A 25,013-nucleotide genomic window follows, 5' to 3' on the forward strand; every position below is an offset into this window, starting at 1 on the left:
CGTCCGCCCGGATCGGGGCCCAGAGGGGCCAGGAAGCGACTGCGCGGGCGACACGGCGGACGCGGCGCCCGCAGCATAGTCGCTCACTGACGGCGCAACCAGGCCAGGATCTGCGGCTCCAGGCCCGGCGTGTCGCCGAGGCCGAGGTCGAGGCCGGCGCGGAACCCGACGTGGCCGCCGGCGACCCACCGCGCGCTGACGTGGCTCGGGAGCTCGCGGAGGTGCGGCGCGATGGTGGCCGCGGGGACCATCGGGTCCCCGGTGGCCGAGACGATGAGGGTCGGGAGCGCGAGCGCGCGCAGCCGCGGGCCGGCGCTCTCGCTGGCGTAGTAGTCGTCGACGCTGCAGAAGCCGTGGCGCGGCACGACCGCGAGGCGGTCCCAGGCGCGGATCGTCGTGAGGGCCTGGAGCGCCGGCATCGGCGTGGGCACCGGCTTGCGCGCGGCGACGGCGGCGTAGATCTCGCGCAAGCCGGACAGCACGTGCGCGCGGTACACGGCGCTGCGCGGCTGATCGATCGCCGCGCAGCCGGCCGCCAGGTCGAGCGGGGCGCACACGCTGGCGACGGCTCGCACCCGCGGGTCGGTCGGCGCCATCGCCCAGCGCAAGGTCATGTGTCCGCCGAGCGAGAAGCCGATCACGTAGATGCGGACGTAGTCGGCGAGCGCGGGGCTCTGCAGCGCCGCGGTGAGGTCGTCGACCAGGCCGGCGTGATAGAAGTCCTCGCCGCTGCGGTCGGCGCCGCGGAGCGACAGACGCAGGCTGTCGAGCCCGGCGGCCGCGGCCGCCCGCGCCGCCTTGATCACGTACGAGCTGTCGATGGCGCCGCCGAGGCCGTGGACGAGGACCACCAGCTCGCGCGCGTCGGGCAGGCGGGCGAGCGCGCCGGTGAGGCGCACCGGGCCGACGCGGCGGTCGTGCAGGGTGGTCGACCACGCCGTCGCCGCCGGCGCCGCGTGGGGCAGCAGGCGGTGACGCAGGTTGGGCCCGATCGTCCAGAGGTGTCCGAGCATCGCGCCCCGCCGCATAGCACGGGTGTATAGGAGGATCCACACGGGTCCCCGCGACGCGCGTCGCCGGGGTGCGACCGCCGGTCGCCGCGCCGTTGACCGCCCCGGCGACGGCGGCTAGCGTCGCGCCCGTGACAAGCCCTGACCCTTCTGCCCGGCCGTCGCGGTCGGAGTCGCAGTGGCGAGGCCCCAGCCTGCGCACCGTGATGATCGGCATCCTCGCGCTCGGCGGCCTGATGACGTGGCAGATGCACCGCGCCTACGTCCACGGCGAGCGGGTCGTCCAGGCGGTGTTCCCGATCATGGAAGAGAAGGGCAAGTCGCTCGACGCCGAGGGCTGCATCGACGCCGTGATCGCCTGGCACAAGGAGTGCGACGCGACCGCGGTGATGTGCAACCACGGCGTCAAGCAGGCGATGTACCACTGCCTCAAGAGCCAGGACCGCCAGGAGGGCTGCAAGAAGCTGCCCGCCAGCGAGAGCATGGACGGCAAGTGGGTCTTCATCACCTGCAAGGAGCGCGGGAGCCAGTGCAAGCGCACCAAGGACTGCGTGTGCGCCGACGCCTACCGCGCCTTCGACAGCTTCTGTCGCACCGACGGAGAGGCGGTCCAGCTGTGAGCGGCGATTCTGCCAGTCCTTCGGAGCATGTCCCTTCGGACAGCTCACCGGTGAAGCGCAAGCGCCACAGCCCGGCGCGCGACCTGTGGGAGCTGACCAAGCCGGGCGTCACCCGCATGTGCGCGCTGACGGCCGCCGGCGCCGCCTGGCTGGCGCTGCAGTCGGACGACGCCCCGTTCCCGGCCGAGACCGCCGCCGACGGCTGGTGCTCGCCGGGCTTCGCCGCCGGGTTCGCCGGCGTGGTCGGGGCCAGCCTCGCGGTCGCGGCCGCCAGCGCGTTCAACATGTGGCTCGAGCGGGCGAGGGACCCGCTGATGCCGCGCACCAAGGACCGCCCGCTGGCCGCGCGCCGCCTGTCCTCGGCGACCGGCCTCGGCTTCGCCGCGGCGCTGCTGCTGGCCTCGATCGTCACCCTCGCGCTGTTCACCAACCCGCTGACCCTGCTGCTCACGCTGTGGGCGACCGTCGGCTACGTGCTGGTGTACACGCCGCTCAAGTACCGCACGCCGCTGGCGCTGCTGATCGGCGCGGTCCCGGGGGCGGCCCCGCCGCTGCTCGGCTGGACCGCGGTGACCGGCCGGCTCGACCTCGGCGGGCTGTCGCTGTTCCTGATCCTGCTCGTGTGGCAGATGCCGCACTTCCTGGCGATCATGCTGTTCCGCCGCCACGAGTACGCGCGGGCCGGCATCCGCTGCGTCTCGGTCGTCCGCGGCGAGTCGGCCGCGCGCGTGCAGGCGTTCTTGTGGTCGATCGTGCTGCTGCCGATCTCGGTCCTGCCGAGCGTGATCGGCCTCACCGGTCCGCTCTACTGCGCGGTCGCCCTGCTGCTCAGCCTCGGCTTCCTCGGCTGGGCCTGCACCGGCCTGCGCCCCTTCGGCGACCGGGCCAGCGAGCTGCGGTGGGCGCGGCGGTTCTTCTTCGCCTCGCTGATCTACCTGCCGGCGCTGATCGTCGCGCTCGTGCTCGACGTGGTGCTGCGATGAGCGACGGTCCCGAGCCCCGCGCGCCCGAGCTCCCCGGCATGGTCGAGGGCGGCTGGCTGCGTCGCAAGTTCATGCAGTACCCGTGGCACTTCGCCACCGTGCTCGGCCTGGTGATCGTCACCGCGATGCGCCCCTGCACCCGGCACGTGCCGGACCCGCCGCCGGTGATGTCGCAGCTGCCCGCGTTCGCGCTGGTCGACCAGGACGGCCAGCCGTTCACCTCCGAGTCGCTGCGCGGCAAGGTGTGGGTCGCCGGCCTGATCTTCACCACGTGCCCGAGCACGTGCCCGAAGATCTCGCGGGCCATGCTGAGCCTGCAGGAGCGCTACGCGCAGCACGGCATCGACGGCATCGACCTCGTCAGCTTCTCGGTCGACCCCGAGAACGACACGCCCGCGGTGCTCAAGACCTACGTCGGCCACCTCGGCGCCGACGAGACCCGCTGGCGCTTCGTCACCGGCCCGCTGGCGGCGATGGAGAAGCTCGTGGTCGGCGGCTTCGCCAGCGCGATGGACAAGACGACCGGCCCGTCGGGCATGATCGACATCGCGCACACCACCAAGCTCGTGCTGATCGACGGCGACGGCAACGTCCGCGGCTACTACAGCAGCGACGACGAGATGGGCCTCGACGAGGTGTTCCACCGCTCGCAGCACGTCCTCCGCGAGATGCGGCGGCAGTCCGGCGGCGGCTGCAACCGGTCGCCATGACGGTGTTCAATCCCGACTCATGACATTGAACATCAAATTCAATAAGGCGACTGCGGTCGCTCGATTGCCGGTCCGCGGATTCGTCCTCGCCGCGTCGTGGCTGCTGCTGGCCTGCGAGGCGGGTCCTCCGCCGTTCACCGAGGCGCAGGTGCTGGGCGGCGTGGAGGTCCCGGCCGAGACCCTCAATCACGGGCAGAAGCTCTTCAACCGCTACTGCGCGTCGTGCCACGGCTACGACGGCGGCGGCAAGGGCCCCGCGGCGCGCAACCTCGAGGCGCGGGACTTTCGGGCCGCGCACTTCCTTTATAAGTCGACGCCGGGCGACGAACTGCCGACCGACGGCGACCTCGCCAATACCATCAAGCAGGGCCGGGTCGACAAGGGAATGCCTGCGTGGGGTGGCCTGCGTGACGACGACGTGCGCGCAGTGGTGAGTTACATCAAGACCTTCTCCCCGCGTTGGCGCGAGGCACAGCCGAGTGCGCCCGCATCGACGGCGCCGTGAGCGACGAATCGGCTTCCACCCGGTCCTGCGGCGCAGACACGTGCCGCGGCGCGAACGACCGCCGCAGCGGCACTCGAGAGATCGCGCAGCGGGGCGGTTGTGCCTCCGCACATGTCGCCCGGCGGCGGCTCCGACCGGCGATTCGCGGGCACCTGTACGCGCCGAGGCGCCGCGCGCTCGACCGGTCCGGACTGGGTCAGGCGGTCGCACCGGTCGTCGGCGCCGGACCCGTCGATCACGATCCATACCGACCAGCCGCGAAACTTGCCGGCGCATTCGGACCCGGCCTCGATCACGAGTGTTGCACTGGCGCCCGCGGTGCTGTTAGGGTGCGCCGCGAAACAAGGGTCCTGGTCGTTTCTCGCTGCTTTCATGTCGCGCCACGAACACGTCCCAGCACGGGGGGTCCCTGCGGCCTCCCTGGACCTTTTAAGAAGAGGGTGAACTGAAGTGCCGGCCATCTTTCCCCGCTGGACCAACAACATCCCGCTCGCCGTCGCTGTGCTCGGCCCCTTCGCGCTCGCCGGCCTCGTGGGCTTCGTCTGGTACTACTTCTCGCCGAAGTACACCGACGTCGGCTACCGCCCGATCCAGCCGGTGCCGTTCAGCCACAAGCTGCACGCTGGCGACATGGGCATGGACTGTCGCTACTGCCACAACACCGTCGAGCGCGCCGCGGTCGCGGCCGTGCCGCCGGCGGCGACGTGCATGAACTGCCACTCGCTGGTCAAGACCGACAGCCCGCGGCTCAAGCTCGTGCGCGACAGCTTCGAGACCGGCGAGACGATCCCGTGGGTTCGCGTCCACCAGCTGCCGGACTTCGCGTTCTTCGATCACCGGCCGCACCTCGCCGCGGGCGTCGGCTGCTCGACCTGCCACGGTCGCATCGATCAGATGACGATCGTCGAGATGGCGCAGCCGCTGTCGATGGGTTGGTGCCTCGACTGCCACCGCGACCCGGAGCCGAACCTCCGGCCCGTCGACCAGATCACCAACATGGCGTGGGACCCCGCCACCGACGGCAAGGCGTACGACGCCGCCAAGGATCCGAAGCGCAAGCGCGACGTCAACCCGCCGGAGCACTGCTCGGGGTGCCACCGCTAACCCGCGGCCAGACAGGTTTTTCGCATGACCAAGTCCACCGACAACCTCAAGGCATACTGGCGCAGCCTCGCGGATCACGACGGCACGCTGGCCCCGCAGCACGACGAGTTCCCGGGCCTCAAGGACGCGAGCGCGCTGGCTGACGGCGGCGGCGCGACGAGCTTCGTGCCGGCGACCTCGCTGGCGCGCCGCAAGTTCATGGGCCTCGTCGGCGCCTCGACGGCGCTGGCCTCGGCCGGGTGCATCCGCAAGCCGGTCGAGCACATCGTCCCGCTGAGCAAGCGGCCCGAGGACACCATCCCCGGCGCGGCCGTCTACTACGCGACCGCGTACCAGGTCGGCGGCACCGTGCAGGGCCTGCTGGTCGAGTCGCAGGACGGGCGCCCGACCAAGGTCGAGGGCAACCCGCGGCACAGCGGCTCGCTCGGCGCGACCGACTCGTGGGCCCAGGCCAGCGTCATGGGCCTCTACGACCCGGCGCGCTCGCGGACCCCGCTGAAGCGGAGCGGCGAGGGTCAGGTGGCCAGCGACTGGGACACCGTCACCGAGGAGCTCGGGGCCAAGTTCAAGGAGCTGCGCGGCAAGCAGGGCCAGGGGCTCGCGGTCGTGCTGCCGACGGTGCTGTCGCCGTCGCTGCGCGAGGCCGTCAAGACCTTCACCACCAACTTCCCCAAGGCCAAGCTCTACAACGGCGACGTCGTCGGCTCGCACAACGCGAACGCCGGCGCCGAGATGCTGTGCGGCGCCGGCACCCGCTTCACCTACCACATCCAGGGCAAGGGCAGCGCGGGCGGCCAGATCACCGCCGCCGGCACGCGCGTCATCTTCTCGGCCGACAGCGACTTCCTGTGCGGCGAGCAGGACAGCGTCCGCCTGCAGCGGGAGTTCGCCGCCGGCCGTGAGGTCCACTCGCAGGCCGACGCCGCCAGCATGAACCGGCTCTACGTCGTCGAGCCGCACTTCAGCATCACCGGCGCCCAGGCCGACCACCGCCTGCGCATGCGCGCCAGCCAGGTCGGCGCGGTGCTGATCGCCCTCGCCAACGAGATCAAGGGCAGCAGCAAGGCGCCGAGCGGCGCCGAGGCGGTGCTCGACGCCCTGCCGGCCGTCACCCTCACCGACGCCGAGCAGAAGTTCGTCAAGGTCCTGGCCAAGGACCTGCTGGCGGCCAAGGACGCGCGCGACGCCCACAGCCTCGTGATCGTCGGCGAGCGTCAGCCCGCGTGGGCCCACGCGCTCGGCCTGCTGATCAACGTCATGCTCGGCAACGTCGGCAGCAGCGTCCGCCTGCGCCACGACGACACCGCGGTGGTCGCCGAGCCGATCGCCGCGCTCGCGGCGGCGCTCGGCGCGGGCATCGACACCGTCCTGGTGATCGAGTGCAACCCCGCCTACGAGGCCCCCGGCGAGCTCGATCTCGCGGGCAAGCTCAAGGGCGTCACGGTCATCCACCACGGCCTCTACAACGACGAGACCGGCAAGCTGGCCGCCTGGCACCTGCCGGCCACCACGTACTTCGAGGCGTGGGGCGACCTCGAGGCGGCCGACGCGACCATCTCGATCGTCCAGCCGCTGATCGCGCCGCTCCACCAGAGCAAGAGCGCACTCGAGCTGCTGTCGTGGATCGCCAGCGACGCCCAGGTCGACGGCTACAGCCTCGTCCAGGGTTACTGGCGGAAGGCGCTCGGCGCCATGTGGTCCGACAAGGTCTGGCGCCGCTGGCTGCACGACGGCGTCGTCCACGGCGTCCCGCGCTCGGGCCAGAACCCGATCCCGCGCGAGTACGCCAAGCTGGCCGAGGCGATCAAGGCCGCCGACTTCACCGCGAACAAGTTCGAGGTCAACTTCCACGTCGACCCCAAGGTCGCCGACGGTCGCTTCAGCAACATCGCGTGGCTGCAGGAGCTGCCCCACCCGATGACCAAGCTGACCTGGGACAACGCGGCCTACGTCAGCATCGCCACCGCGCGCAAGCTCGGCGTCGAGAACTGCGACCTCGTCACCGTCAGCGTCGGCGGCCGCTCGATCCAGATCCCGGTCTGGATCGCCCCTGGCCAGGCCGACGACACCGTCTCGCTCGCGCTCGGCTACGGCCGGCAGAACCTCGGCCGCGCCGCCGACGGCGCCGGCGTCGACGTGTACCCGCTGCAGTCCGCCGCCAACCCCTGGTTCGTCCAGGGCGGCGACGTGGCCAAGGCCGGCGGCCAGCGCAAGATCTTCTCGACCCAGGACTGGGGCTCGCTGTCGCCGGCGATCGACATGGCGTCGACGCGCGACGACATGGACCCCAACCTGCTGAACCCGGGCCGCGGCTACCCCGACCGCCCGATCGTGCGCGAGACGACCGTCGAGGACTTCAAGGCCAACGGCCGCGAGTTCGCCGTCAAGGGCGACCTGATGGCGCCCGACAAGCTGGTCTCGCTGTGGGACCACAACACCCACCCCGACTTCGGCGCGCCGGCGCTGGTCGGCAAGCAGCAGTGGGGCATGGTCATCGACCTCAACAAGTGCAACGGCTGCAGCGCCTGCGTCGTCGCCTGTCAGGCCGAGAACAACATCCCGGTGGTCGGCCGCTCGCAGGTCGCCAACGGCCGCGAGATGCACTGGATCCGCCTCGACCGCTACTACAGCGGCGCCAAGGAGGACCCGGCCGCGGTCGTGCAGCCGATGCTGTGCCAGCACTGCGAGACCGCCCCGTGCGAGAACGTGTGCCCGGTGGCCGCCACCGCGCACAGCCCCGAGGGCCTCAACGACATGGCGTACAACCGCTGCATCGGCACGCGGTACTGCGCCAACAACTGCCCGTACAAGGTCCGGCGCTTCAACTTCTTCAACTTCAACCGCGACCCGCTGAACAGCGACGACGAGAAGTTGCTGTGGATGCAGAAGAACCCGGACGTCACGGTGCGCTTCCGCGGCGTCATCGAGAAGTGCTCGTACTGCGTCCAGCGCATCCAGGAGGCCAAGATCCAGGCGCACGTCGCCGGCGAGGACACCGTCAAGGACGGCGTCATCGTCGTCGCCTGCGAGCAGTCGTGCGCCTCCCAGGCGATCGTGTTCGGCGACGTCGCCGACCCGACCACGCGGGTCTCGCAGCTCCGCACCAACGCCCGTCACTACGGCGTCCTCACCGACCTCAACACGCGGCCGCGCACCACGTACCTCGGCCGGATCCGCAACCCCAACACCGAGCTCGCTCCGTCCGCTCCGGCGCCCGCGACTCCCGCCCCCGCTCATGCGGCTCCGGCGCCCCACGGCGCAGCCGCCGAGCACAAGGCCGACCACGCCCCGGCGCACTAAGCCCAGGTGACGCACATGGCTCAGTATCAAGACGAACTCGACCCGATCACCGGCCGCAAGGAACTCGTCGAGGGTGACCACGTCACCTTCCACGACGTGACGGAGGCCGTCGCGCGGCCGATCGAGGTCCCCAGCAGCCGCTGGTGGATCGCGTTCATCCCGTCGGTGATGTTGCTCGGCGTGTACCTCATCTCGATCGCCTACCTGCTCTACATGGGCACCGGCATCTGGGGTCTCAACAACCCGGTGGCGTGGGGTTGGGCGATCGTCAACTTCGTGTTCTGGGTCGGCATCGGCCACGCCGGAACGCTGATTTCGGCGATCTTGTTCCTGTTCCGCCAGAAGTGGCGCACGTCGATCAACCGCGCCGCGGAGGCGATGACGATCTTCGCCGTCATCTGCGCGCTGCAGTTCCCGACGTTCCACACCGGCCGGCCCTGGTTCATCTACTGGCCGCTGCCGCTGCCGAACCAGATGGAGATGTGGCCGAATTTCCGCAGCCCGCTCCTCTGGGACGTGTTCGCGGTCTCGACCTACTTCACGGTCTCGCTGCTGTTCTGGTACGTCGGCCTGATCCCCGACCTGGCGACGATGCGCGACCGGGCCAAGACGCCGATCCGGCGCTTCGCCTACGGGCTGTTCGCGCTCGGCTGGCGCGGGTCCACGCGGCACTGGCTCAACTACGAGAAGGCCTACATGATCCTCGCCGGTCTGAGCACGCCGCTGGTGCTCTCCGTGCACACGATCGTGTCCTTCGACTTCGCCGTGTCGCAGCTGCCCGGCTGGCACACCACGATCTTCCCGCCCTACTTCGTCGCCGGCGCGATCTTCTCCGGGTTCGCGATGGTGCTGACGCTGCTCTTGCCGCTGCGGGCCTGGTTCAAGCTCGAGCACCTGATCACGATCAAGCACCTCGAGAACATGGCGAAGATCATCCTGCTGACGGGCACGATGGTCGGCTACGCGTACGCGATGGAGTTCTTCATCGCCTGGTACTCGGGCAACCCGTACGAGAGCTTCGCGTTCCAGAACCGCCTGTTCGGTGACTACTGGTGGGCCTACTGGATCATGGTCAGCTGCAACGTGATCTCGCCGCAGTTCTTCTGGATCAAGCGGATCCGGCGCTCGGTCGTGTGGCTGTTCATCCTCTCGATCTTCGTCAACATCGGCATGTGGTTCGAGCGCTTCGTCATCACGGTGACCTCGCTCCACCACGACTTCCTGCCGTCGAGCTGGGACTACTACTCGCCGACGGTGTGGGACGTGTCGACCCTGGTCGGCAGCTTCGGCCTGTTCTTCACCCTGTTCTGCCTGTTCGTCCGCTACCTCCCGACGGTCGCCATCGGCGAGGTCAAGAGCGTGATGTCGATCGCCAACCCGCACTACCACGGCGACGCTTCGCACGGGGAGCACCACTGAGCCATGAGTAAGCCCCTCCTCAAGAAGAAGACCTACGGCTTGCTCGCCGAGTACGACTCGGCCCGGGCCATCTACCACGCGTGCGAGCAGGTCCGCGACGCCGGCTACAAGGTGTGGGACTCGCACACGCCGTTCGCGGTGCACAACCTCGACAAGGCCATGGGCCTGGCGCCGAGCGTGCTGCCGTGGATCGTGTTCGCCATGGGCATGACGGGCGCGTCGCTGGCGATGCTGCTGCAGTGGTGGACCTCGACGATCGACTACCCGATCGTCATCGCCGGCAAGCCGTACTTCAGCTGGCAGGCCTTCGTGCCGGTGACGTTCGAGCTCGGCGTGCTGTTCTCCGCCTTCGGCGCGGTGTTCGGCATGCTCGGGCTGAACCGTCTGCCGATGTGGTACCACTCGCTGTTCAACAGCGAGCGGTTCCTGCGCCACACGGACGACAAGTTCTTCATCGCCATCGAGGCGCGCGACCCCAAGTACGACCCCCAGAAGACCCGCGAGCTGCTCGAGCGCACCGGCGCCCTGCACATCGAGGAGGTCGAGGACTGACATGGCACGCACCATCCATATCCAGGCCATCGCCCTCGGCTGCGCCCTCGTCGGCGCGGCCGGCTGTCAGGGCAACCGGTCCGAGCTGCCGCCGGTCCACCTCATCCAGAACATGGACTTCCAGCAGCGCTTCGACGCCCAGGAGGTCAACGAGTTCTTCCAGGCGGTCGACTGCGCCAACGCCCACAACCCGCACCAGTGCGAGGGCAGGGCGGCGCGCCTGCCGGTGGCCGGCACCGTCGCCGTCGGGCAGCTGCACGACGACGAGGAGCTGTACCGCGGCCGCGGCCCCGACGGCCGCCTGCTCGACCGGCTCCCGGCGGCGATCAAGCTCAGCACCGAGCTGATGGCCCGCGGCGAGGAGCGCTACAACATCTACTGCCAGCCCTGCCACGACTACACCGGCGGCGGCCAGGGCGTGGCGACCTTGCGCGGCGGCGGCTTCAGCGTCGCGCCGAAGAACCTCAACGACCCGCAGATCCGGGCCATGCCGCTCGGCCACTTCTTCGACGTCATCACCAACGGCAAGGGCACGATGATGCCCTACGCCGCCCAGATCCCGGCGCAGGACCGCTGGGCGATCGCGGTGTGGGTCCGCACGCTGCAGGTCGCGCGCACGCCCGAGGAGGCCAAGTAGCCATGAGCCACGCTCACGACAAGCCGTTCGTTCTCCCGGCGGACCAGATCCACATCCCCGCCGGTTCGATGTGGCGCAAGATGCCGATCATCGGCCTCGTGCTCGGCGCGGCCGGCCTCGGCGGCGCCTGGGCGACCAGCGCCGGCGACCACCACGCGTTCTGGTACGCCTACCTGGTCGGGTACATGGTGTTCCTGGCGCTCGGCCTGGGCGGTCTGTTCTTCACGATCGTCCAGCACCTGGTCCGCGCCGGCTGGTCGATCGCGGTCCGCCGGATCGCCGAGAACGCGATGATCACCCTGCCGGTGCTGTGCCTGCTCGGCCTGCCGATCATCTTCCTCGGCGCGCACGACCTGTACCACTGGACCGACGTCGCCGCGGTCGAGCACGACTTCATGCTCAACGCGAAGAAGGCCTACCTCAACGAGGGCTTCTTCCGCGTCCGCATGTTCGTCTACTTCGGCGTGTGGACCCTGCTGGCGCTGTTCTTCTACGGCAAGAGCACCGGCTCCGACGGCAAGCCCGAGGTCGGCCTGCGCGCCGCGCACTCGATGCGGTTCTGGGCCGCGCCGGCGCTGTTCCTGTTCGCGCTGTCGCTGACCTTCGCGGCGTTCGACCTGCTGATGTCGCTCGACCCGCACTGGTTCTCGACGATGTTCGGCGTCTACTACTTCGCCGGCAGCGCCCTCAGCGAGTTCGCCCTGATCACGCTGACGGTCATCCTGCTGCACAAGTCGGGCTACCTGCGCGGCGTGGTGACGACCGAGCACTACCACGACCTCGGCAAGTTCCTGTTCGGCTTCACGGTGTTCTACACGTACATCGCGTTCAGCCAGTACTTCCTGATCTGGTACGCGAACATCCCGGAAGAGACGATGTGGTTCGGCTACCGCATCGCCGACGACTTCCTGCCCTTGACCTTCCTGCTGGTCATCGGTCGCTTCTTCATCCCGTTCTTCTTCCTGCTGCGCCGCGGGGTCAAGCGCAACGCGTTCACGCTGACGCTGGCCGCGGTGTGGATCCTGTTCATGGAGATCGTCGACATGTTCTGGCTGATCCAGCCGGTGCGTGCGCATCACCATGCGCTGGAGAGCGGTGACCACACGATGCACATGCACATCGGCCCGGTCGACCTCCTGGCGCTGCTCGGCGTGGCCGGCGTGTTCATCGCCGCCTTCACCTGGGCGCTCGGCCGCAAGGCCCTGGTCCCGACCGGCGACCCGCGGATCGAGGAGTCGGTCCAGTTCGAGAACTTCTGAGCGGAGCGGAGGCAGTCATGACCGAGCATCACCACGACTCGACTTCACGCCCCTCCGGGGCTGATGGGCACGGCGCCCACGGCGGCCACGGACACGGTGGCGGCCACGAGCTCGACGCGCCGCCGACCCGCGAGCTGTTCAACATCGTCTGGGGCCTCGGCGCGCTGACGCTGCTGTCGCTGGTCACCTGCGTGCAGCTGTTCAACGACCAGGCGCGCGACCTCAACGCGGAGCGCGGCAAGGAGGGCTCGGCCCTGCTCGCCAAGTACCGCAAGGACATGGAGGGCCGGACCCGCGGCGCGGGCGAGGACGTCCTGACCGACGCGACCGGCAAGGTCGTCGCCCGCTACAACTACATCCCGCTGGCCTCGGCCCGCGACCTGATCCTCGCCAAGCCGGAGAAGCTCGGCGCGTTCGCCCCGCCGCCCGGGTGGATCCACCCCGACGACGTCGCGGCGGGCGGGCAGAAGGCCGGCACGCCGCCGTCGCTCCCGCCGGCCGCGCCCGAGGGCACGCCCGCCGGTGGTGCGCCGGTCGACGGCGCCGCACCTGCCGGTGCGCCGGCCGAGGGGACCGCGCCTGCGCCGACCGACGGCACCGCGCCCGCCGGTGCGGCGGCCGCGGGCACGGCTCCTGCCGGTACGTCGCCGAGCGGGGGCACGACCATGCCGACCGTCAACAAGGACGACGCCATGCCGCTCGACCTCGACAAGGGTCAGCGCGAGAGCGCCAAGCAGGTGCCCGGCGGCACCGTCGAGCCGGTCGGCTCGAAGAGCCACCCGGGCGCCGAGTCGGCCGCGCCGGCCCCCGCCCCGAATCCCGCGCCCGAGCCCGCCAAGGCGCACTGAGCCTGCCTCGTTCCGTCGATCGATCGCCCGCCATGTCTTGCCGGATCCCCGCAACCTGCCTCGCTGCCGCCCTGGCCTTCGGGTCAGCCGCCGGCGTGCGCGCCGCGCCGAGCGACGCGCAGCAGGCGGGGAGCAACCAGGTCCTGGCTCCGGCGATGACGGCGATCGACGTCGACGAGCACCTCGGCCTCGACATCGACCGCGGCCTGAGCTTCGTCGATCACACCGGCAAGCGCGTCACCCTCGGCGACTACCTCGACGGCAAGCGGCCGGTGCTGGTGACGATGAACTACTTCCGCTGTCCGGTGCTGTGCAACGTGCAGCTCAACGAGCTGACCGACGCGCTGCACAAGCTCGACTGGACGCCGGGGGACGAGCACTTCCGGGTGGTCACCGTCAGCATCGACCCGCGCGAGACGCCGGAGCTGGCGGGGCCGAAGCGGCAGAACCACCTCAACTCGCTCGGGCGGGGCGACGACGTCGACTGGGCGTTCCTCACCGGCGACGCCTTGAACGTCCGCCTGCTCGCGGCCCAGCTAGGCATCTCGTACACGTACGACCCGGAGCAGGACCAGTACGCGCACCCGGCGGTGATCGCGTTCCTGTCCCCCGAGGGCAAGATCGCCCGCTACGTCTACGGCCTGTCGTACAACCCCAACGACCTCAAGTTCGGCCTCCTCGAGGCCAGCGAGGGGCGGGTGGGCAGCACCATCGACCGGCTCATCCTCAGCTGTTTTCACTACGATGCGACCCTCGGTCGCTACGGCCCGTTTGCGTTCGGTCTCATGCGCATCGCGGGCGCCGTGACTGTGTTATTGATCGGAACAACCCTGCTCGTGTACTGGCGGCGCGAACGCCGGGCCACGGCCTGACAGGGACCTGCGGAGGAAAACCGTGCTCTTCTCGCTCTTGATCGCCCCTGCCGCCGCGGAAGCAGCGTTGCCGCCCTCGAACCCGGGCACGCCGCCGATGTCGGACTCCCCGTGGAGCCTCCTGCCGGCGGCTTCGGCCAACGCCGAGGCGCTCGACACGCTCTACATCTTCTTCTGGATCCTCTGCGGGATCGCCTTCGTCGGCATGATCGGGGTCCAGGCGTACTTCATGTGGAAGTACCGTAAGCCCGCCCACGGCCACGCCAAGACCTCGCCGCTGACCCACAACGGCAAGCTCGAGTTCATCTGGAGCGCGATCCCGACGTTCTTCTTCGTGATCCTCTTCGCCTGGGGCGAGATCGAGTACATGAAGCAGGTGACGCCGCCGCCGGACGCGTTGGACGTGCGGGTCACCGGCCAGAAGTGGTCGTGGACGATCGAGTACCCCGAGGTGAAGGGCTGCTCGCTGACGAACGACCTCTACGTCCCGGTCGGCCAGCCGATGCGCCTGACGATGACCTCGATGGACGTCATCCACTCGTTCTACCTGCCGGCGTTCCGCCTGAAGAAGGACGTGGTGCCGGGGCGCTACACGGTGCTCTGGTTCGAGGCGACCAAGCCGGGCCTGTACCCGCTGATGTGCACCGAGTACTGCGGCGACGAGCACTCGAGCATGGTCGGCCGCGTCCACGTCGTCCCGCAGGAGGAGTACGGCGCGGTGCTGGCCAAGGCCTGCGAGCTCAAGCAGGGCGACACCGAGTCGACCGAGGACTTCGGCGCCCGCGTGCTCACCCGCGGCGGCTGCGCCAGCTGCCACACCACCGACGGCACGGTGAAGACCGGCCCGAGCTTCAAGGGTCTGTTCGGCAAGACCGAGACCCTGGCCGACGGCAGCACGGTGACCGTCGACGAGAACTACATCCGCGAGTCGATCCTCGAGCCCAACGCGAAGATCGTGTCCGGCTTCAGCCCGCAGATGCCCAGCTTCGCCGGGCGCTTCGACGACAAGCAGATCGCCGCGCTCATCGCCTACATCAAGGCCCAGAAGTAACGCTTCGCCCGCGGCACCCACGGAGTCTCCCATGTCCACTGCTGTCCAGTCGCACGACCCACACCCCGCCGTCGAGCCGAGCTATCTGGTGTCGAAGCGGGGCCTGATGTCCTGGCTCGTCACCGTCGACCACAAGCGGCTCGGCCTGATGTACCTGGCCTCGGTGATGTTCTTCTTCCTGATCGCCGGCATCCTGGCGATCGCCCTGCGCACCGAGCTGTTCACGCCGGACCAGGACTTCATGAGCGCCCAGACCTACAACCAGGTCTTCACGCTGCACGGCGCGATCATGGTGTTCCTGTTCATCATCCCGAGCGTGCCGGCGGCGCTGGGGAACTTCCTGCTGCCGCTGATGCTCGGCGCCAAGGACGTGGCGTTCCCGCGGCTCAATCTGTTGAGCTTCTACGTCTACTCGGTCGCGGCGGTGTTCTTGATCGTCGCCATTCTGACGAGCGGACTCGACACGGGCTGGACGTTCTACACGCCCTACTCGACGAGCACGGGGACGGCGGTGATCACCGCGACGACCGGCGTGTTCATCGCCGGCTTCTCGTCGATCCTCACCGGCCTGAACTTCGTCGTCACCGTCCACAAGATGCGCGCGCCGGGCATGAACTGGAACCGGATGCCGCTGTTCGTGTGGGCGATCTACTCGACCGCGGTCATCCAGGTGCTGGCGACGCCGGTCCTGGCGATCACGCTGCTGCTGCTCATCATCGAGCGGTCGCTCGGGATCGGCATCTTCGACCCGGCGATGGGCGGCGACCCGGTGCTGTTCCAGCACTTCTTCTGGTTCTACAGCCACCCAGCCGTCTACATCATGATCCTCCCGGGCTTCGGCATCATCTCGGAGATCATCACGGTCCACAGCCGCAAGCACATCTTCGGCTACAAGGCCATCGCGCTGTCCTCGGTCGCCATCGCCGTCATCTCGTTCGTCGTGTGGGGCCACCACCTGTTCGTCTCGGGTCAGTCCGAGCTGGCGGGCGTGCTGTTCAGCTTCCTGACCTTCGCCGTCGGCGTGCCGACCGCGATCAAGGTGTTCTCGTGGGTGGCGACCCTCTACAAGGGCAGCATCCAGTACAACACCGCCTGCTGGTACGGCATGGCGTTCCTGTGGACCTTCACGGTCGGCGGCCTGACCGGCCTGCCGCTGTCGACCCTGGCGATCGACGTCCACCTCCACGACACCTACTTCGTGGTCGCGCACTTCCACTACGTCATGGTCGGCGGCACCGTCGTCGCCTTCATCGGCGGCCTGCACCACTGGTGGCCGAAGATGACCGGCAAGATGTTCAACGAGACGGCCGGCAAGATCGGCTGCCTCCTGGTGTTCATCGGCTTCAACGTCACCTTCATGACCCAGTTCTTCCTGGGCCACCAGGGCATGCCGCGGCGCTACTACGCCTACCTGCCCGAGTACCAGACGATGCACCAGGTCTCGACCATCGGCTCGTGGATCCTCGCGGCCGGCCTGCTGTGGACGCTGATCTACCTGCTCCACTCGCTGTTCAAGGGCGAGAAGGCCCCGTCGAACCCGTGGGGTGGCGTGACCCTCGAGTGGGCGACCCAGAGCCCGCCGATCGAGCACAACTTCCACGAGACGCCGCACGTCCACGGCAGCCCCTACGACTTCCCCGAGATCGACAAGTCGGCCGGCGGTCACCACTGATTCCTCCACGCGAGTTCCACGGGGTTACGAAGCCATGAGCAACGAACACGCCCACGCGCCCGCCCACGACGACGACGAGCACAACCCGCACCTGGCCCACCACTTCGACACGATGGGCCAGCAGACGGCCTCGGCGAAGCTCGGGATGTGGCTCTTCCTGGCCACCGAGATCCTGATGTTCTCGGGCCTGTTCCTCGCCTACTTCATCCTCCGGATGCTGTACCCGGAGATGGTGCTGGAGGCGCACGAGCACCTCAGCAAGTGGGCCGGCGGCATCAACACCGTGGTCCTGCTGACCTCGTCGTACACCATGGCCCTCGGGGTCCGCTCGATCCAACTCGGCGACGTCAAGAAGCTGCGGCTGATGCTCGTGCTGACCATCCTGTGCGGCTGCATCTTCATGGTGGTCAAGTACTTCGAGTACAGCGCCAAGTTCGAGCACGGCATGCTGCCGGGCAAGTACTACTCGGCGCACCTCCACGGCTACGAGATCGACGGGCTGCCGCACATCTTCTTCGGCGTCTACTTCATGATGACCGGCCTCCACGGCATCCACGTGGCGATCGGCCTCGCCATCATGTTGTGGATGTTCGTCCGCGCCGGCCGCGGCGAGTTCGGCGCCAAGAACTACGTGGCGATCGAGAACACCGGCCTCTACTGGCACCTCGTCGACCTGATCTGGATCTTCCTCTTCCCGCTCCTCTACCTGGTCAAGTGACCCTCGCCCGGAGTTGATTGTCATGGCAAAGGTCTTCCTCAACGGTCAACCGGTCGAGCACGCGCACGAGGTCCACGAGCACATCTCGCCGATGAGCACCTACAACGCCGTCATCGGCGCCCTGTTCGTGCTCACCGGCCTGACCTTCGCGGTCTCGTTCGCCGACCTCGGCCCCGCCAGCCTCACGGTGGCGATGTTGGTCGCGTTCATCAAGGCGTCGCTGGTCGTCGCCTACTTCATGCACCTGAAGTACGACGACAAGTACCACCTGTTCGTCTTCCTCGGCACGATCATCTTCGTCGGCATCTTCTTCGGCTTCACCATGTTCGACATGAAGAGCCGCGACGCCCTCAACGACGAGCAGGAGACGTTCGTCCGCTGGAAGGAGCAGGAGAACGCCGGCAAGGGCCTCGCCGTCGGCGTCGACAACGTGCCCGAGCGGCGCGCCAAGGTCCTCGCCGAGATCGAAGCCCATGGCGGCGGTCACGGTGGCGGCCACGGCGGCGGCGAGCACAAGGCCGAGGCCAAGGCCGAGCACAAGGCCGCGGCGCACTGAGAGTCATCACGAGCCCGGCTCGCGCCCCGCGCGAGTCGACGCGATCCGGCCACGGGCCGCCCATCCAGGGCCGCTGCGTGGCCGGGCTCGCTTTCTGGCGCCGGCGGGCGCTGCTCGCGCCTGTGGTAACATAAGGTGACGCAGCAGGTTGTCCGCGCATGACCCTGGTTCAACTCCGCACCGCGCGGCCGCCGTCCGCGGTCGGGGGGCCTCCGCTGGCCGGGGGGCCGCTGGTCGACCCGCAGGCGCGGCGCATCCGCTACCTGCGGGTGTCGCTGACCGACCGGTGCAACTACCGCTGCACCTACTGCATGCCCGAGGAGGGCATCGACCGGATCGCCCGCGCCGACCTGCTCACGCTCGAGGAGGTCGCGACGATCGTGCAGGTGTTCGCCGGCCTCGGCGTCGAGCGCGTGCGCCTCACCGGCGGTGAGCCGACGGTCCGCCGCGGCCTGGTCGAGCTGGTCGCGGCGCTGGCGGCGATCCCGATCGACGTCGTCCTGACCACCAACGGCGCCCGCCTGGCCGAGATGGCCGCGCCGCTGCGCCGTGCCGGCCTGCGCGGCCTCACCGTCAGCCTCGACAGCCTCGACCCCGGGCGCTTCGCCGCGATCACCCGCCGCGGCGTGCTGGCCGAGGTGCTGGCCGGCCTCGACGCTGCGCGCGACGCCGGCTTTTGCAACATCAAGCTCAACACCGTGGCGATCCGCGGCTTCAACGACCACGAGCTCGGCGAGCTGGCGTTGTGGGCGTGGGAGCGCGGCCACGTGCCGCGCTTCATCGAGGTCATGCCGATGTCCGCCGGCCGCCTGTACGTGCCGGGCGAGCTGATGCCGGCTGCGGAGATCCGCGAACGGATCGCCGCCGCGGCCAAGGCGCCGCTCGAGAGCGACAGCGGCGAGGGCGTGCGCGGCCTCGGCCCTGCGACGTATTGGCGCGTCGCCTCGGGCCCTCACGCAGGCCGCCGCGTCGGCGTCATCGCGCCCATGACCGAGAACTTCTGCGCCTCCTGCAACCGCCTGCGGCTGTCTGCCGCAGGCTCGCTCCACAATTGTCTCGCCCGCGACGACGCCGGCGATCTACGCTCGGTCCTGCGATCCGCCGGCCCGGTCGCCCTCGCGGCGCGCGTACGCGCGATCCTCGGCTTCAAGCAGTCGGGCCACACTTTCGCCCTGGATGGCCATGGAGGCCCGGACAAGGCGATGATCAGCATCGGAGGCTAACCCCGTCATGGCGCTCCCCGTCTCGTCCAAGGTCTTCATCGGTCTCTTCGTCGGCGGCGCGGTGTTCTACCTCGTCAGCACCAGCAGCGGCGAAGGCGTGCTCGACTACATCTTCGTCGACAAGGTCGTCGACAACCCGGCGATGTACAGCGGCCGCATGATCAAGGTCCACGGCACCGTCGTGCCCGGCACGGTCAAGCAGAAGAAGGGCGAGGCCGGCGATTACACCTTCGACATCGAGCGCGAGGGCCGGCGCCTGCCGGTCCACTTCACCAGCATGGTGCCCGACACGTTCGCTGAGGGCGGCGAGGTCATCCTCACCGGCGAGCTGCAGGACGGCCGCTTCGAGTCGGAGGAGATGGCCGCCAAGTGCCCGTCGAAGTACGAGGAGCGGCCCTCCGCCGACCCGAGCAAGAGCGGTCGTTGACCTGTCCCAAGGAGCAGCCCCATGTCGATCGCTACCCTCGGTACGGCCTCGATCCTCCTGTTGTTCGTCCTCAGCCTGGCCAGCGCCGGCTTCGCCGCCATCGGCGCCGCGCGGCGCTCGGAGCGGCTGATCGAGGCCGGCCTGCAGGGCGTGTACGCCAGCTTCGGCCTGGCCGCGTTCGCCTCGTCGCTCATCATCTACGCGTTCGTCGCCGGCGACTACTCGATCCAGTACGTGCAGAAGACCAGCGACGCCGCGATGCCGCTGTTCTACAAGATCACGTCGTTCTGGGGCGGGCTCGACGGCAGCATGCTGTTCTGGGTGCTGCTGCACACCCTGTTCGCCTCGCTGGCGCTGCACGCCAACCGCGACCGCCACCGCGATCTCGTGCCCCACGCCGCGGCTGTCCTTTCGGTCATCACCGCGTTCTTCGCCGGGCTGCTGCTGTTCATCAAGGACCCGTTCGGCCTCTACCTGCTCGACATCCCGACGCAGGGCAAGGGCCTGAACCCGCTGCTGCAGAACCTGTACATGATCGTCCACCCGCCGAGCCTGTACCTCGGCTACGTCTCGCTGGCGGTGCCGTACGCGTTCGGCATGGCGGCGCTGATCACCGGCCAGGTCGACGCCGCGTGGCAGCGCAGCGTCCGCCGCTGGACCCTGTTCTCGTGGATGTTCTTGACCTTCGGCCTCATCCTCGGCGGCCTGTGGGCCTACGAGGAGCTGGGGTGGGGCGGCTACTGGGCCTGGGACCCGGTCGAAAACGCGGGCCTCTTGCCGTGGTTCACCGTCACCGCGTTCCTGCACTCGATCATGATCCAGGAGCGCCGCGGCATGATGAAGGTGTGGAACGTGTCGCTGGTGATCGTCAGCTTCCTGCTGACGATCGTCGGCACGTTCATGACCCGCAGCGGCGTGGTCCAGAGCGTCCACGCCTTCGGCGCCGACCCGGTGCTGGCCTGGACCTTCGGCGCCTTCATGCTGGCGATCGTGCTGTTCAGCTTCGGCCTGGTGATCTGGCGCCTGCCGCTCTTGCGCTCGCGCGGCGAGCTCGAGAGCGTGCTGTCGCGCGAGTTCGCGTTCCTGGTCAACAACTGGCTGTTCCTGGTCGCCGCGATCTTCGTGCTCGGCGCGACCATGTGGCCGACCTTCACCGAGTGGCGGATGATCCTCGCCGAGCGCTACCCCGACCTGCTCGGCTGGCAGGACCCGGGCGAGCGCGTCACCATCGGCGCCCCGTTCTTCAACCGCTACATGCGCCCGCTCGGCCTGTCGCTGCTGCTGCTGACCGGCGTCGGCCCGCTGCTCGCGTGGCGCAAGACGAGCCAGGCCAACCTGGTCAAGCAGTTCCTCGCGCCGCTGGTCGCCGGCGTGCTCACCATCGTCGTGGTGCGGGGGCTCGGCCTCGGCTCGCCGTGGGGCCTGGCCTGCTTCGGCCTGTGCGCCTTCACCTTCTGGACCATCGTCCAGGAGTTCTACCGCGGCGTGGCCCTGCGCCGGCGCCAGCGCCCGCAGAGCGTCCTCGACGCGCTGATCGGCCTGGTCCTGCGCGCGCGGCGGCGCTACGGCGGCTACATCGTCCACCTCGGCGTCGTGCTGATGTTCTTCGGCTGGGCCGGCAACGCCTACAAGATCGAGCGCAAGACCACGCTGCGCCCCGGCGACACCACCGAGCTCGGTGACTACGTGATCCGCCACGACGGCCTGCGCGCGACCGAGGACTGGCAAAAGGAGATGATCACGGCCCACATCGCCGTGCTCAAGGACGGCGAGCAGAAGACCACGCTGCTGCCGGCCCGCTGGTGGTACTTCCAGCTGCCCGAGCAGCCGACCACCGAGGTCTCGCGCTACATGACCTTCGGCGAGGACGTGTACGTCTCCATCCAGGAGGTCGACATGACCACCGGGTGGACGCAGATGAGCCTCTACATCAACCCGCTCGTCAACTGGATCTGGTTCGGCTTCGCCGTGATGCTCGCGGGCTCGCTGATCTGCGTCGGCACGCGCAAGAGCGACGGGCCGGGAGAGGACGTCTGAACGTGACCGAGGCGACGCAGAGCAAGGACGCTCGCGCCGCGGCTGCGCCGAAGCTCCCGCGCGCCGCCTTGTGGACCGCCGGCCTCGCGCTCGTCGCGTTCGGCCTGGTGCTGATCGCCGCCCGCGCGGCCGGCCCCGTCGACGCGGCGACCCTCGCCCTCGCGGCCGCCGGCGCGACGCTGGTCTACGCGCTGCGCCGCATGTACGCGGTGGTCCGCGCGCTGGCCCGGCCCGACTCGCTGGCCCAGGTCGGCCGCGGCGTCGGCCACTTCAGCCAGTCCGAGCTGCGCGAGGAGAAGCGCCGCCTGCTGCGCGCGATCAAGGAGCTCGAGTTCGACCACGGCATGGGCAAGCTGTCGACCGCCGACTTCGAGGCGGTGATCGGCACCTACCGCGTGCGGGCGATCGAGGTCATGCGCGCGCTCGACGGCGGCGGCGACCTCCACCCCGAGCTGCAGAAGGTGCTGGCGGAGCTCGACCGCAAGGCCCAGCCCGCGGCGGCCTCGACGCCGGCGAGCGAGCCGGTCGAGGCGCCGAAGCCCGCGCCCGGCCCGCCGGCGCCGGCGCCCAACATGACCGAGATCTCGGCGCCCGACCTCGACCGCACCTCGCGGATCTGCGCCAACTGCGTCGGCAACAACGACAACGACGCCAAGTTCTGCAAGCACTGCGGTGTCCCGCTCGAGCGCAACAAGAAGGTCAGCGTCGGCGAGAAGCGCGGGGGCTCCTCGCGCGCGGGGGAGATCGGCCCATGACTGTCACCCGTCGCCTGCGTACGGCTGTCCTGACGTTCATGTTCGCCGGGACATGTCTTTCCGGACATGCCTCGGCCCAGCCGCCCGGCGGGCCGCCGATCGACCCGCGGGCGATGTCCGGCATCCCGCGCGCCGACCCGCAGACCGAGCCGGGCACGATCACCGTGCGCGCGCTGCTCGGCTCGTTCAGCCAGCCCGCCGTCGGCGCCACCGTCGAGCTCGAGCTGAAGTCGCAGGACGGCAGCAAGACCGAGACGCGCACCGCCGTGGCCGGCGCCGACGGGCGGGCCAGCTTCGCCGACCTCGCGGCCTTCCACGGCGGCACCGCGGTCGCCCGCGCCGACCTCGAGGGCGAGCGCCAGACGTCGCAGCCGATCGCGCTGTCGCCGACCCAGGGCTACCGCGTGCTCCTGGTCAAAGGGGCAGGTTCGTCCGGCGCCGCGGCCGGCCCCGGGCCGGCTGCGGCTCCCGGCGCCGCGCCGAGCCAGCCGGGCCCCGGCGAGGTGCCGCTGCCCGGCGTCGCCTTCACCAACCCGGGCACGCCGAAGGGCACCCTGCTGGTCGGCACCCTCGACCTGCGGGCCGGCACCCCGCTCGAGGGCGTCAAGGTCCGGCTGGTGCTGACGGGGCCGGACGGCAAGGCCGAGACGCGCGAGGCGGTCAGCGACGTCCGCGGCACCGCGCGCTTCCCCGGGCTCGACGCCCTCGCGGCGGACGTCTCGCTGGTCGCCGAGGCCGACCTCCCGACCGGCACCGAGCGCAGCCAGCCGTTCTCGCTCGCCGGCAAGGACGTCGGCATGGCGGTGGTGCTGGCGGTGGTCGGCCCGCGCGCGCCGCAGAAGCGGCAGATGATGGGCCCGCGCGCGGTGCCGACGATCTTGCCCGGCAGCGTGCGCGTCACCGTCGTGGGCCCCGACGACCAGCCGATCAACGGCGTGCCGGTGACGATCGTCAAGCAGGACAGCACCGGCTTCAGCAAGCGCTTCGAGGACGCCACCGGCGAGGACGGCGTCGCCCGCATCGCCGACATCCCGCTGACCGGCGAGGGCCTGTTCCACGCCGAGGCCTCGTACGCCGGCGCCCCGTGGAAGTCGAGCTTCTTCACCCTCGACGAGCGCATGGGCGTCGCCGTCGAGATGCGCGTCTACCCGGTCACCACCGACCTGACGCGCGTGCGCTCGGCGGTGCAGTTCGGCGTCGAGTCGATGGAGAACGACCTCGCCCGCGTCGACCACCTGTTCCAGGTCTACGTCGACGGCGACGCCGCCTACTGGCCGGGCAAGCCCTACAAGCTGCCCGCGGCCGACGGCGCCACGGGCCTCGTGATCCGCGACCGCGCCGACCAGGTGCTCGAGCACGAGCAGGAGGCGCCGTTCACCACCATCACCGGCCCGCTGCCGCCGGGCGAGCTGATCGATCTCTCGACCGCGTACTTGCTCGAGCACGACGGCACCGCCGAGATCCACTGGGCCGCGCCGTTCCCGATCGTCGACGGCCGCGCGGTCGTGGTCGACGGCCTCAAGCTCACCAAGGGCGCCAAGAAGCCGCCGGTGAAGCCGCCGCACGAGAACGGCGAGAGCCGGGTCGACCTCGAGGTCTACGAGATCGGCGCCATGCCGCAGGGGCAGGCCTACGACCTCGTGGTCGACGGCCTCGTCACCCGCCCGCGCACCTACAAGTGGCTCGGGCTCGGCTTCGGCCTGTTCGTCGCGTTCGCCTGCGGCCTCGCGTTCGCCCTGCGGCCGCGCGCCTCCTTGCGCGAGCGCCTGGAGCGGCGCAAGGCGGCGCTGCTGCGCAAGCTCGAGGCCGCGGGCCCCGGCGAGCGCGGGCCGATCGTCGCCGCCCTCGACCAGGTCTACTGCCAGCTCGACGCCCTCGAATCGCGGCCGCGCCACGCCGACCCGGGCGCGGCGTGGCAGGACAAGGCATGAGCGGCGCGCGCGAGCCGATCACCCCGATCGTGCTGCGATCGATCTCCCAGCGGTTCGGCCGCAAGGTCGTCCTGCGCGGCGTCGACCTCGAGCTGCGGGCCCGCAGCATCACCGGCCTGGTCGGCGCCAACGGGGCCGGCAAGACCACGCTGTTCTTGATCCTCGCCGGCCTGCTGCAGCCCGACGGCGGCGAGCGCCGCTACGGCGAGCGCGTGGTCGGCGACATCGACCTCGAGCTGCGCGCGCGCCTGGCCTACGTCGCCCACGCGCCGCAGCTGTACCCGGGCCTCGGCGCGCGCGCCAACCTCGAGCTGTTCGCCGAGCTGCGGCGCGCGGCCGGCCTGTCCTCGCGGCCAGCCGACGACGTCCTGCGCGGCCTGGGGCTGCCGGCGGACGCCCTCGACCGCCCGGTCTCGACCTTCTCGCGCGGCATGGCCCAGCGGGTCGCGCTGGCGCGGGCGGTCGCCGGCGACCCCGAGCTGCTGCTGCTCGACGAGCCGTTCACCGCGCTCGACGCCCGCGGGCGCTCGCAGCTCGCGGGGGCGCTGCTGGCCGAGCGCGACCGCGGGGCGGCGATCCTCCTCAGCTCGCACGACCAGGGCACGCTGCTGCGCGTGTGCGATCGCCTGGTGCTGCTCGAGGCTGGCGCGATCGTCCGCGAGGTCGAGCGCGGGGGCGACGACCCGGCCGGCTTCGCCGCCCGCGCAAGCGAGGTCCTCGCCGCCGTCGGGCCCGACGATCACGCCGCCGCCTGAGCTGCGGCGCCGGGCCGCAGGACCCGCATCGGCCTGGTTCCGCCGCCCGCCGACCCTGTGCTACACCTG

General features: G+C 69.9%; 23 protein-coding genes. 22 read left to right on the forward strand and 1 reads right to left on the reverse strand.

The window, feature by feature from the left end; translation table 11 throughout:
• Positions 1–83: 83 nt before the first annotated feature.
• Complete coding sequence (locus NAEX_RS28025; protein ID WP_245913815.1) at positions 84–1,013, reverse strand: YheT family hydrolase; 930 nt, start codon at positions 1,011–1,013, stop codon at positions 84–86.
• Positions 1,014–1,213: 200 nt separating this feature from the next.
• Here NAEX_RS28025 and NAEX_RS28030 point away from each other — a divergent pair, with 200 nt between their 5' ends.
• The 22 genes from NAEX_RS28030 (at position 1,214) to NAEX_RS48395 (ending at position 24,944) form a co-directional block, all read left to right on the forward strand.
• Positions 1,214–1,630 (forward strand): hypothetical protein, encoded by a 417-nt coding sequence (locus NAEX_RS28030; protein WP_143140339.1) that lies wholly within the window; start codon positions 1,214–1,216, stop codon positions 1,628–1,630.
• A 50-nt stretch (positions 1,631–1,680) separates the two neighbouring features.
• On the forward strand, positions 1,681–2,613 hold the full coding sequence (gene cyoE / locus NAEX_RS28035; RefSeq protein ID WP_096330546.1) for a heme o synthase: 933 nt from the start codon (positions 1,681–1,683) through the stop codon (positions 2,611–2,613).
• The gene (locus tag NAEX_RS28040; protein ID WP_096330547.1) at positions 2,610–3,323 is read left to right on the forward strand and encodes an SCO family protein; all 714 of its coding nucleotides are present in this window, start codon (positions 2,610–2,612) and stop codon (positions 3,321–3,323) included. The genes cyoE and NAEX_RS28040 overlap by 4 nt, the downstream gene beginning before the upstream one ends.
• A gap of 19 nt (positions 3,324–3,342) precedes the next feature.
• Positions 3,343–3,828 carry a c-type cytochrome gene (locus NAEX_RS28045; RefSeq protein WP_096330548.1) on the forward strand — a complete coding sequence of 162 codons (486 nt, stop codon included), beginning with the start codon at positions 3,343–3,345 and terminating at the stop codon, positions 3,826–3,828.
• A gap of 450 nt (positions 3,829–4,278) precedes the next feature.
• Positions 4,279–4,932 (forward strand): cytochrome c3 family protein, encoded by a 654-nt coding sequence (locus tag NAEX_RS28050; RefSeq protein ID WP_096330549.1) that lies wholly within the window; start codon positions 4,279–4,281, stop codon positions 4,930–4,932.
• Between the two features lie 24 nt (positions 4,933–4,956).
• Complete coding sequence (locus tag NAEX_RS53160) at positions 4,957–8,232, forward strand: 4Fe-4S dicluster domain-containing protein (RefSeq protein ID WP_096330550.1); 3,276 nt, start codon at positions 4,957–4,959, stop codon at positions 8,230–8,232.
• 15 nt (positions 8,233–8,247) lie between these two features.
• Positions 8,248–9,651, forward strand: a complete 1,404-nt coding sequence (gene nrfD / locus NAEX_RS28060) for an NrfD/PsrC family molybdoenzyme membrane anchor subunit (protein ID WP_096330551.1) — start codon at positions 8,248–8,250, stop codon at positions 9,649–9,651.
• Between the two features lie 3 nt (positions 9,652–9,654).
• Positions 9,655–10,203 (forward strand): DUF3341 domain-containing protein, encoded by a 549-nt coding sequence (locus NAEX_RS28065; RefSeq protein ID WP_096330552.1) that lies wholly within the window; start codon positions 9,655–9,657, stop codon positions 10,201–10,203.
• 1 nt (position 10,204) lies between these two features.
• Entirely contained in the window at positions 10,205–10,840 is a 636-nt protein-coding gene (locus NAEX_RS28070; protein ID WP_096330553.1) for a c-type cytochrome, read from the forward strand.
• 2 nt (positions 10,841–10,842) lie between these two features.
• Positions 10,843–12,099 carry a quinol:cytochrome C oxidoreductase gene (locus NAEX_RS28075; RefSeq protein ID WP_096330554.1) on the forward strand — a complete coding sequence of 419 codons (1,257 nt, stop codon included), beginning with the start codon at positions 10,843–10,845 and terminating at the stop codon, positions 12,097–12,099.
• Positions 12,100–12,116: 17 nt separating this feature from the next.
• Positions 12,117–12,947 carry a hypothetical protein gene (locus NAEX_RS28080; protein WP_096330555.1) on the forward strand — a complete coding sequence of 277 codons (831 nt, stop codon included), beginning with the start codon at positions 12,117–12,119 and terminating at the stop codon, positions 12,945–12,947.
• A gap of 32 nt (positions 12,948–12,979) precedes the next feature.
• Entirely contained in the window at positions 12,980–13,819 is an 840-nt protein-coding gene (locus tag NAEX_RS28085) for an SCO family protein (protein ID WP_143140340.1), read from the forward strand.
• A 22-nt stretch (positions 13,820–13,841) separates the two neighbouring features.
• Positions 13,842–14,870, forward strand: coding sequence for a cytochrome c oxidase subunit II (gene coxB / locus NAEX_RS28090; RefSeq protein WP_143140341.1), 1,029 nt, complete (start codon positions 13,842–13,844; stop codon positions 14,868–14,870).
• A gap of 31 nt (positions 14,871–14,901) precedes the next feature.
• Entirely contained in the window at positions 14,902–16,542 is a 1,641-nt protein-coding gene (ctaD, locus tag NAEX_RS28095; protein ID WP_096330558.1) for a cytochrome c oxidase subunit I, read from the forward strand.
• A 34-nt stretch (positions 16,543–16,576) separates the two neighbouring features.
• Positions 16,577–17,260, forward strand: coding sequence for a cytochrome c oxidase subunit 3 family protein (locus NAEX_RS28100; RefSeq protein WP_096330559.1), 684 nt, complete (start codon positions 16,577–16,579; stop codon positions 17,258–17,260).
• Positions 17,261–17,282: 22 nt separating this feature from the next.
• On the forward strand, positions 17,283–17,816 hold the full coding sequence (locus tag NAEX_RS28105) for a cytochrome C oxidase subunit IV family protein (protein ID WP_096330560.1): 534 nt from the start codon (positions 17,283–17,285) through the stop codon (positions 17,814–17,816).
• Between the two features lie 158 nt (positions 17,817–17,974).
• Positions 17,975–19,039, forward strand: a complete 1,065-nt coding sequence (gene moaA / locus NAEX_RS28110) for a GTP 3',8-cyclase MoaA (RefSeq protein ID WP_096330561.1) — start codon at positions 17,975–17,977, stop codon at positions 19,037–19,039.
• Between the two features lie 7 nt (positions 19,040–19,046).
• Entirely contained in the window at positions 19,047–19,466 is a 420-nt protein-coding gene (locus NAEX_RS28115; RefSeq protein WP_096330562.1) for a cytochrome c maturation protein CcmE domain-containing protein, read from the forward strand.
• Between the two features lie 21 nt (positions 19,467–19,487).
• The gene (locus tag NAEX_RS28120; RefSeq protein WP_096330563.1) at positions 19,488–21,503 is read left to right on the forward strand and encodes a heme lyase CcmF/NrfE family subunit; all 2,016 of its coding nucleotides are present in this window, start codon (positions 19,488–19,490) and stop codon (positions 21,501–21,503) included.
• Between the two features lie 2 nt (positions 21,504–21,505).
• On the forward strand, positions 21,506–22,258 hold the full coding sequence (locus NAEX_RS28125) for a zinc ribbon domain-containing protein (RefSeq protein ID WP_096330564.1): 753 nt from the start codon (positions 21,506–21,508) through the stop codon (positions 22,256–22,258).
• Complete coding sequence (locus NAEX_RS28130; RefSeq protein WP_143140342.1) at positions 22,255–24,189, forward strand: hypothetical protein; 1,935 nt, start codon at positions 22,255–22,257, stop codon at positions 24,187–24,189. Before NAEX_RS28125 ends, NAEX_RS28130 begins: the two co-directional genes overlap by 4 nt.
• Entirely contained in the window at positions 24,186–24,944 is a 759-nt protein-coding gene (locus NAEX_RS48395; protein WP_100792837.1) for an ABC transporter ATP-binding protein, read from the forward strand. Before NAEX_RS28130 ends, NAEX_RS48395 begins: the two co-directional genes overlap by 4 nt.
• Positions 24,945–25,013 lie beyond the last annotated feature (69 nt).

The organism is Nannocystis exedens (assembly GCF_002343915.1).
Classification (GTDB): Bacteria; Myxococcota_A; Polyangia; order Nannocystales; family Nannocystaceae; genus Nannocystis; species Nannocystis exedens.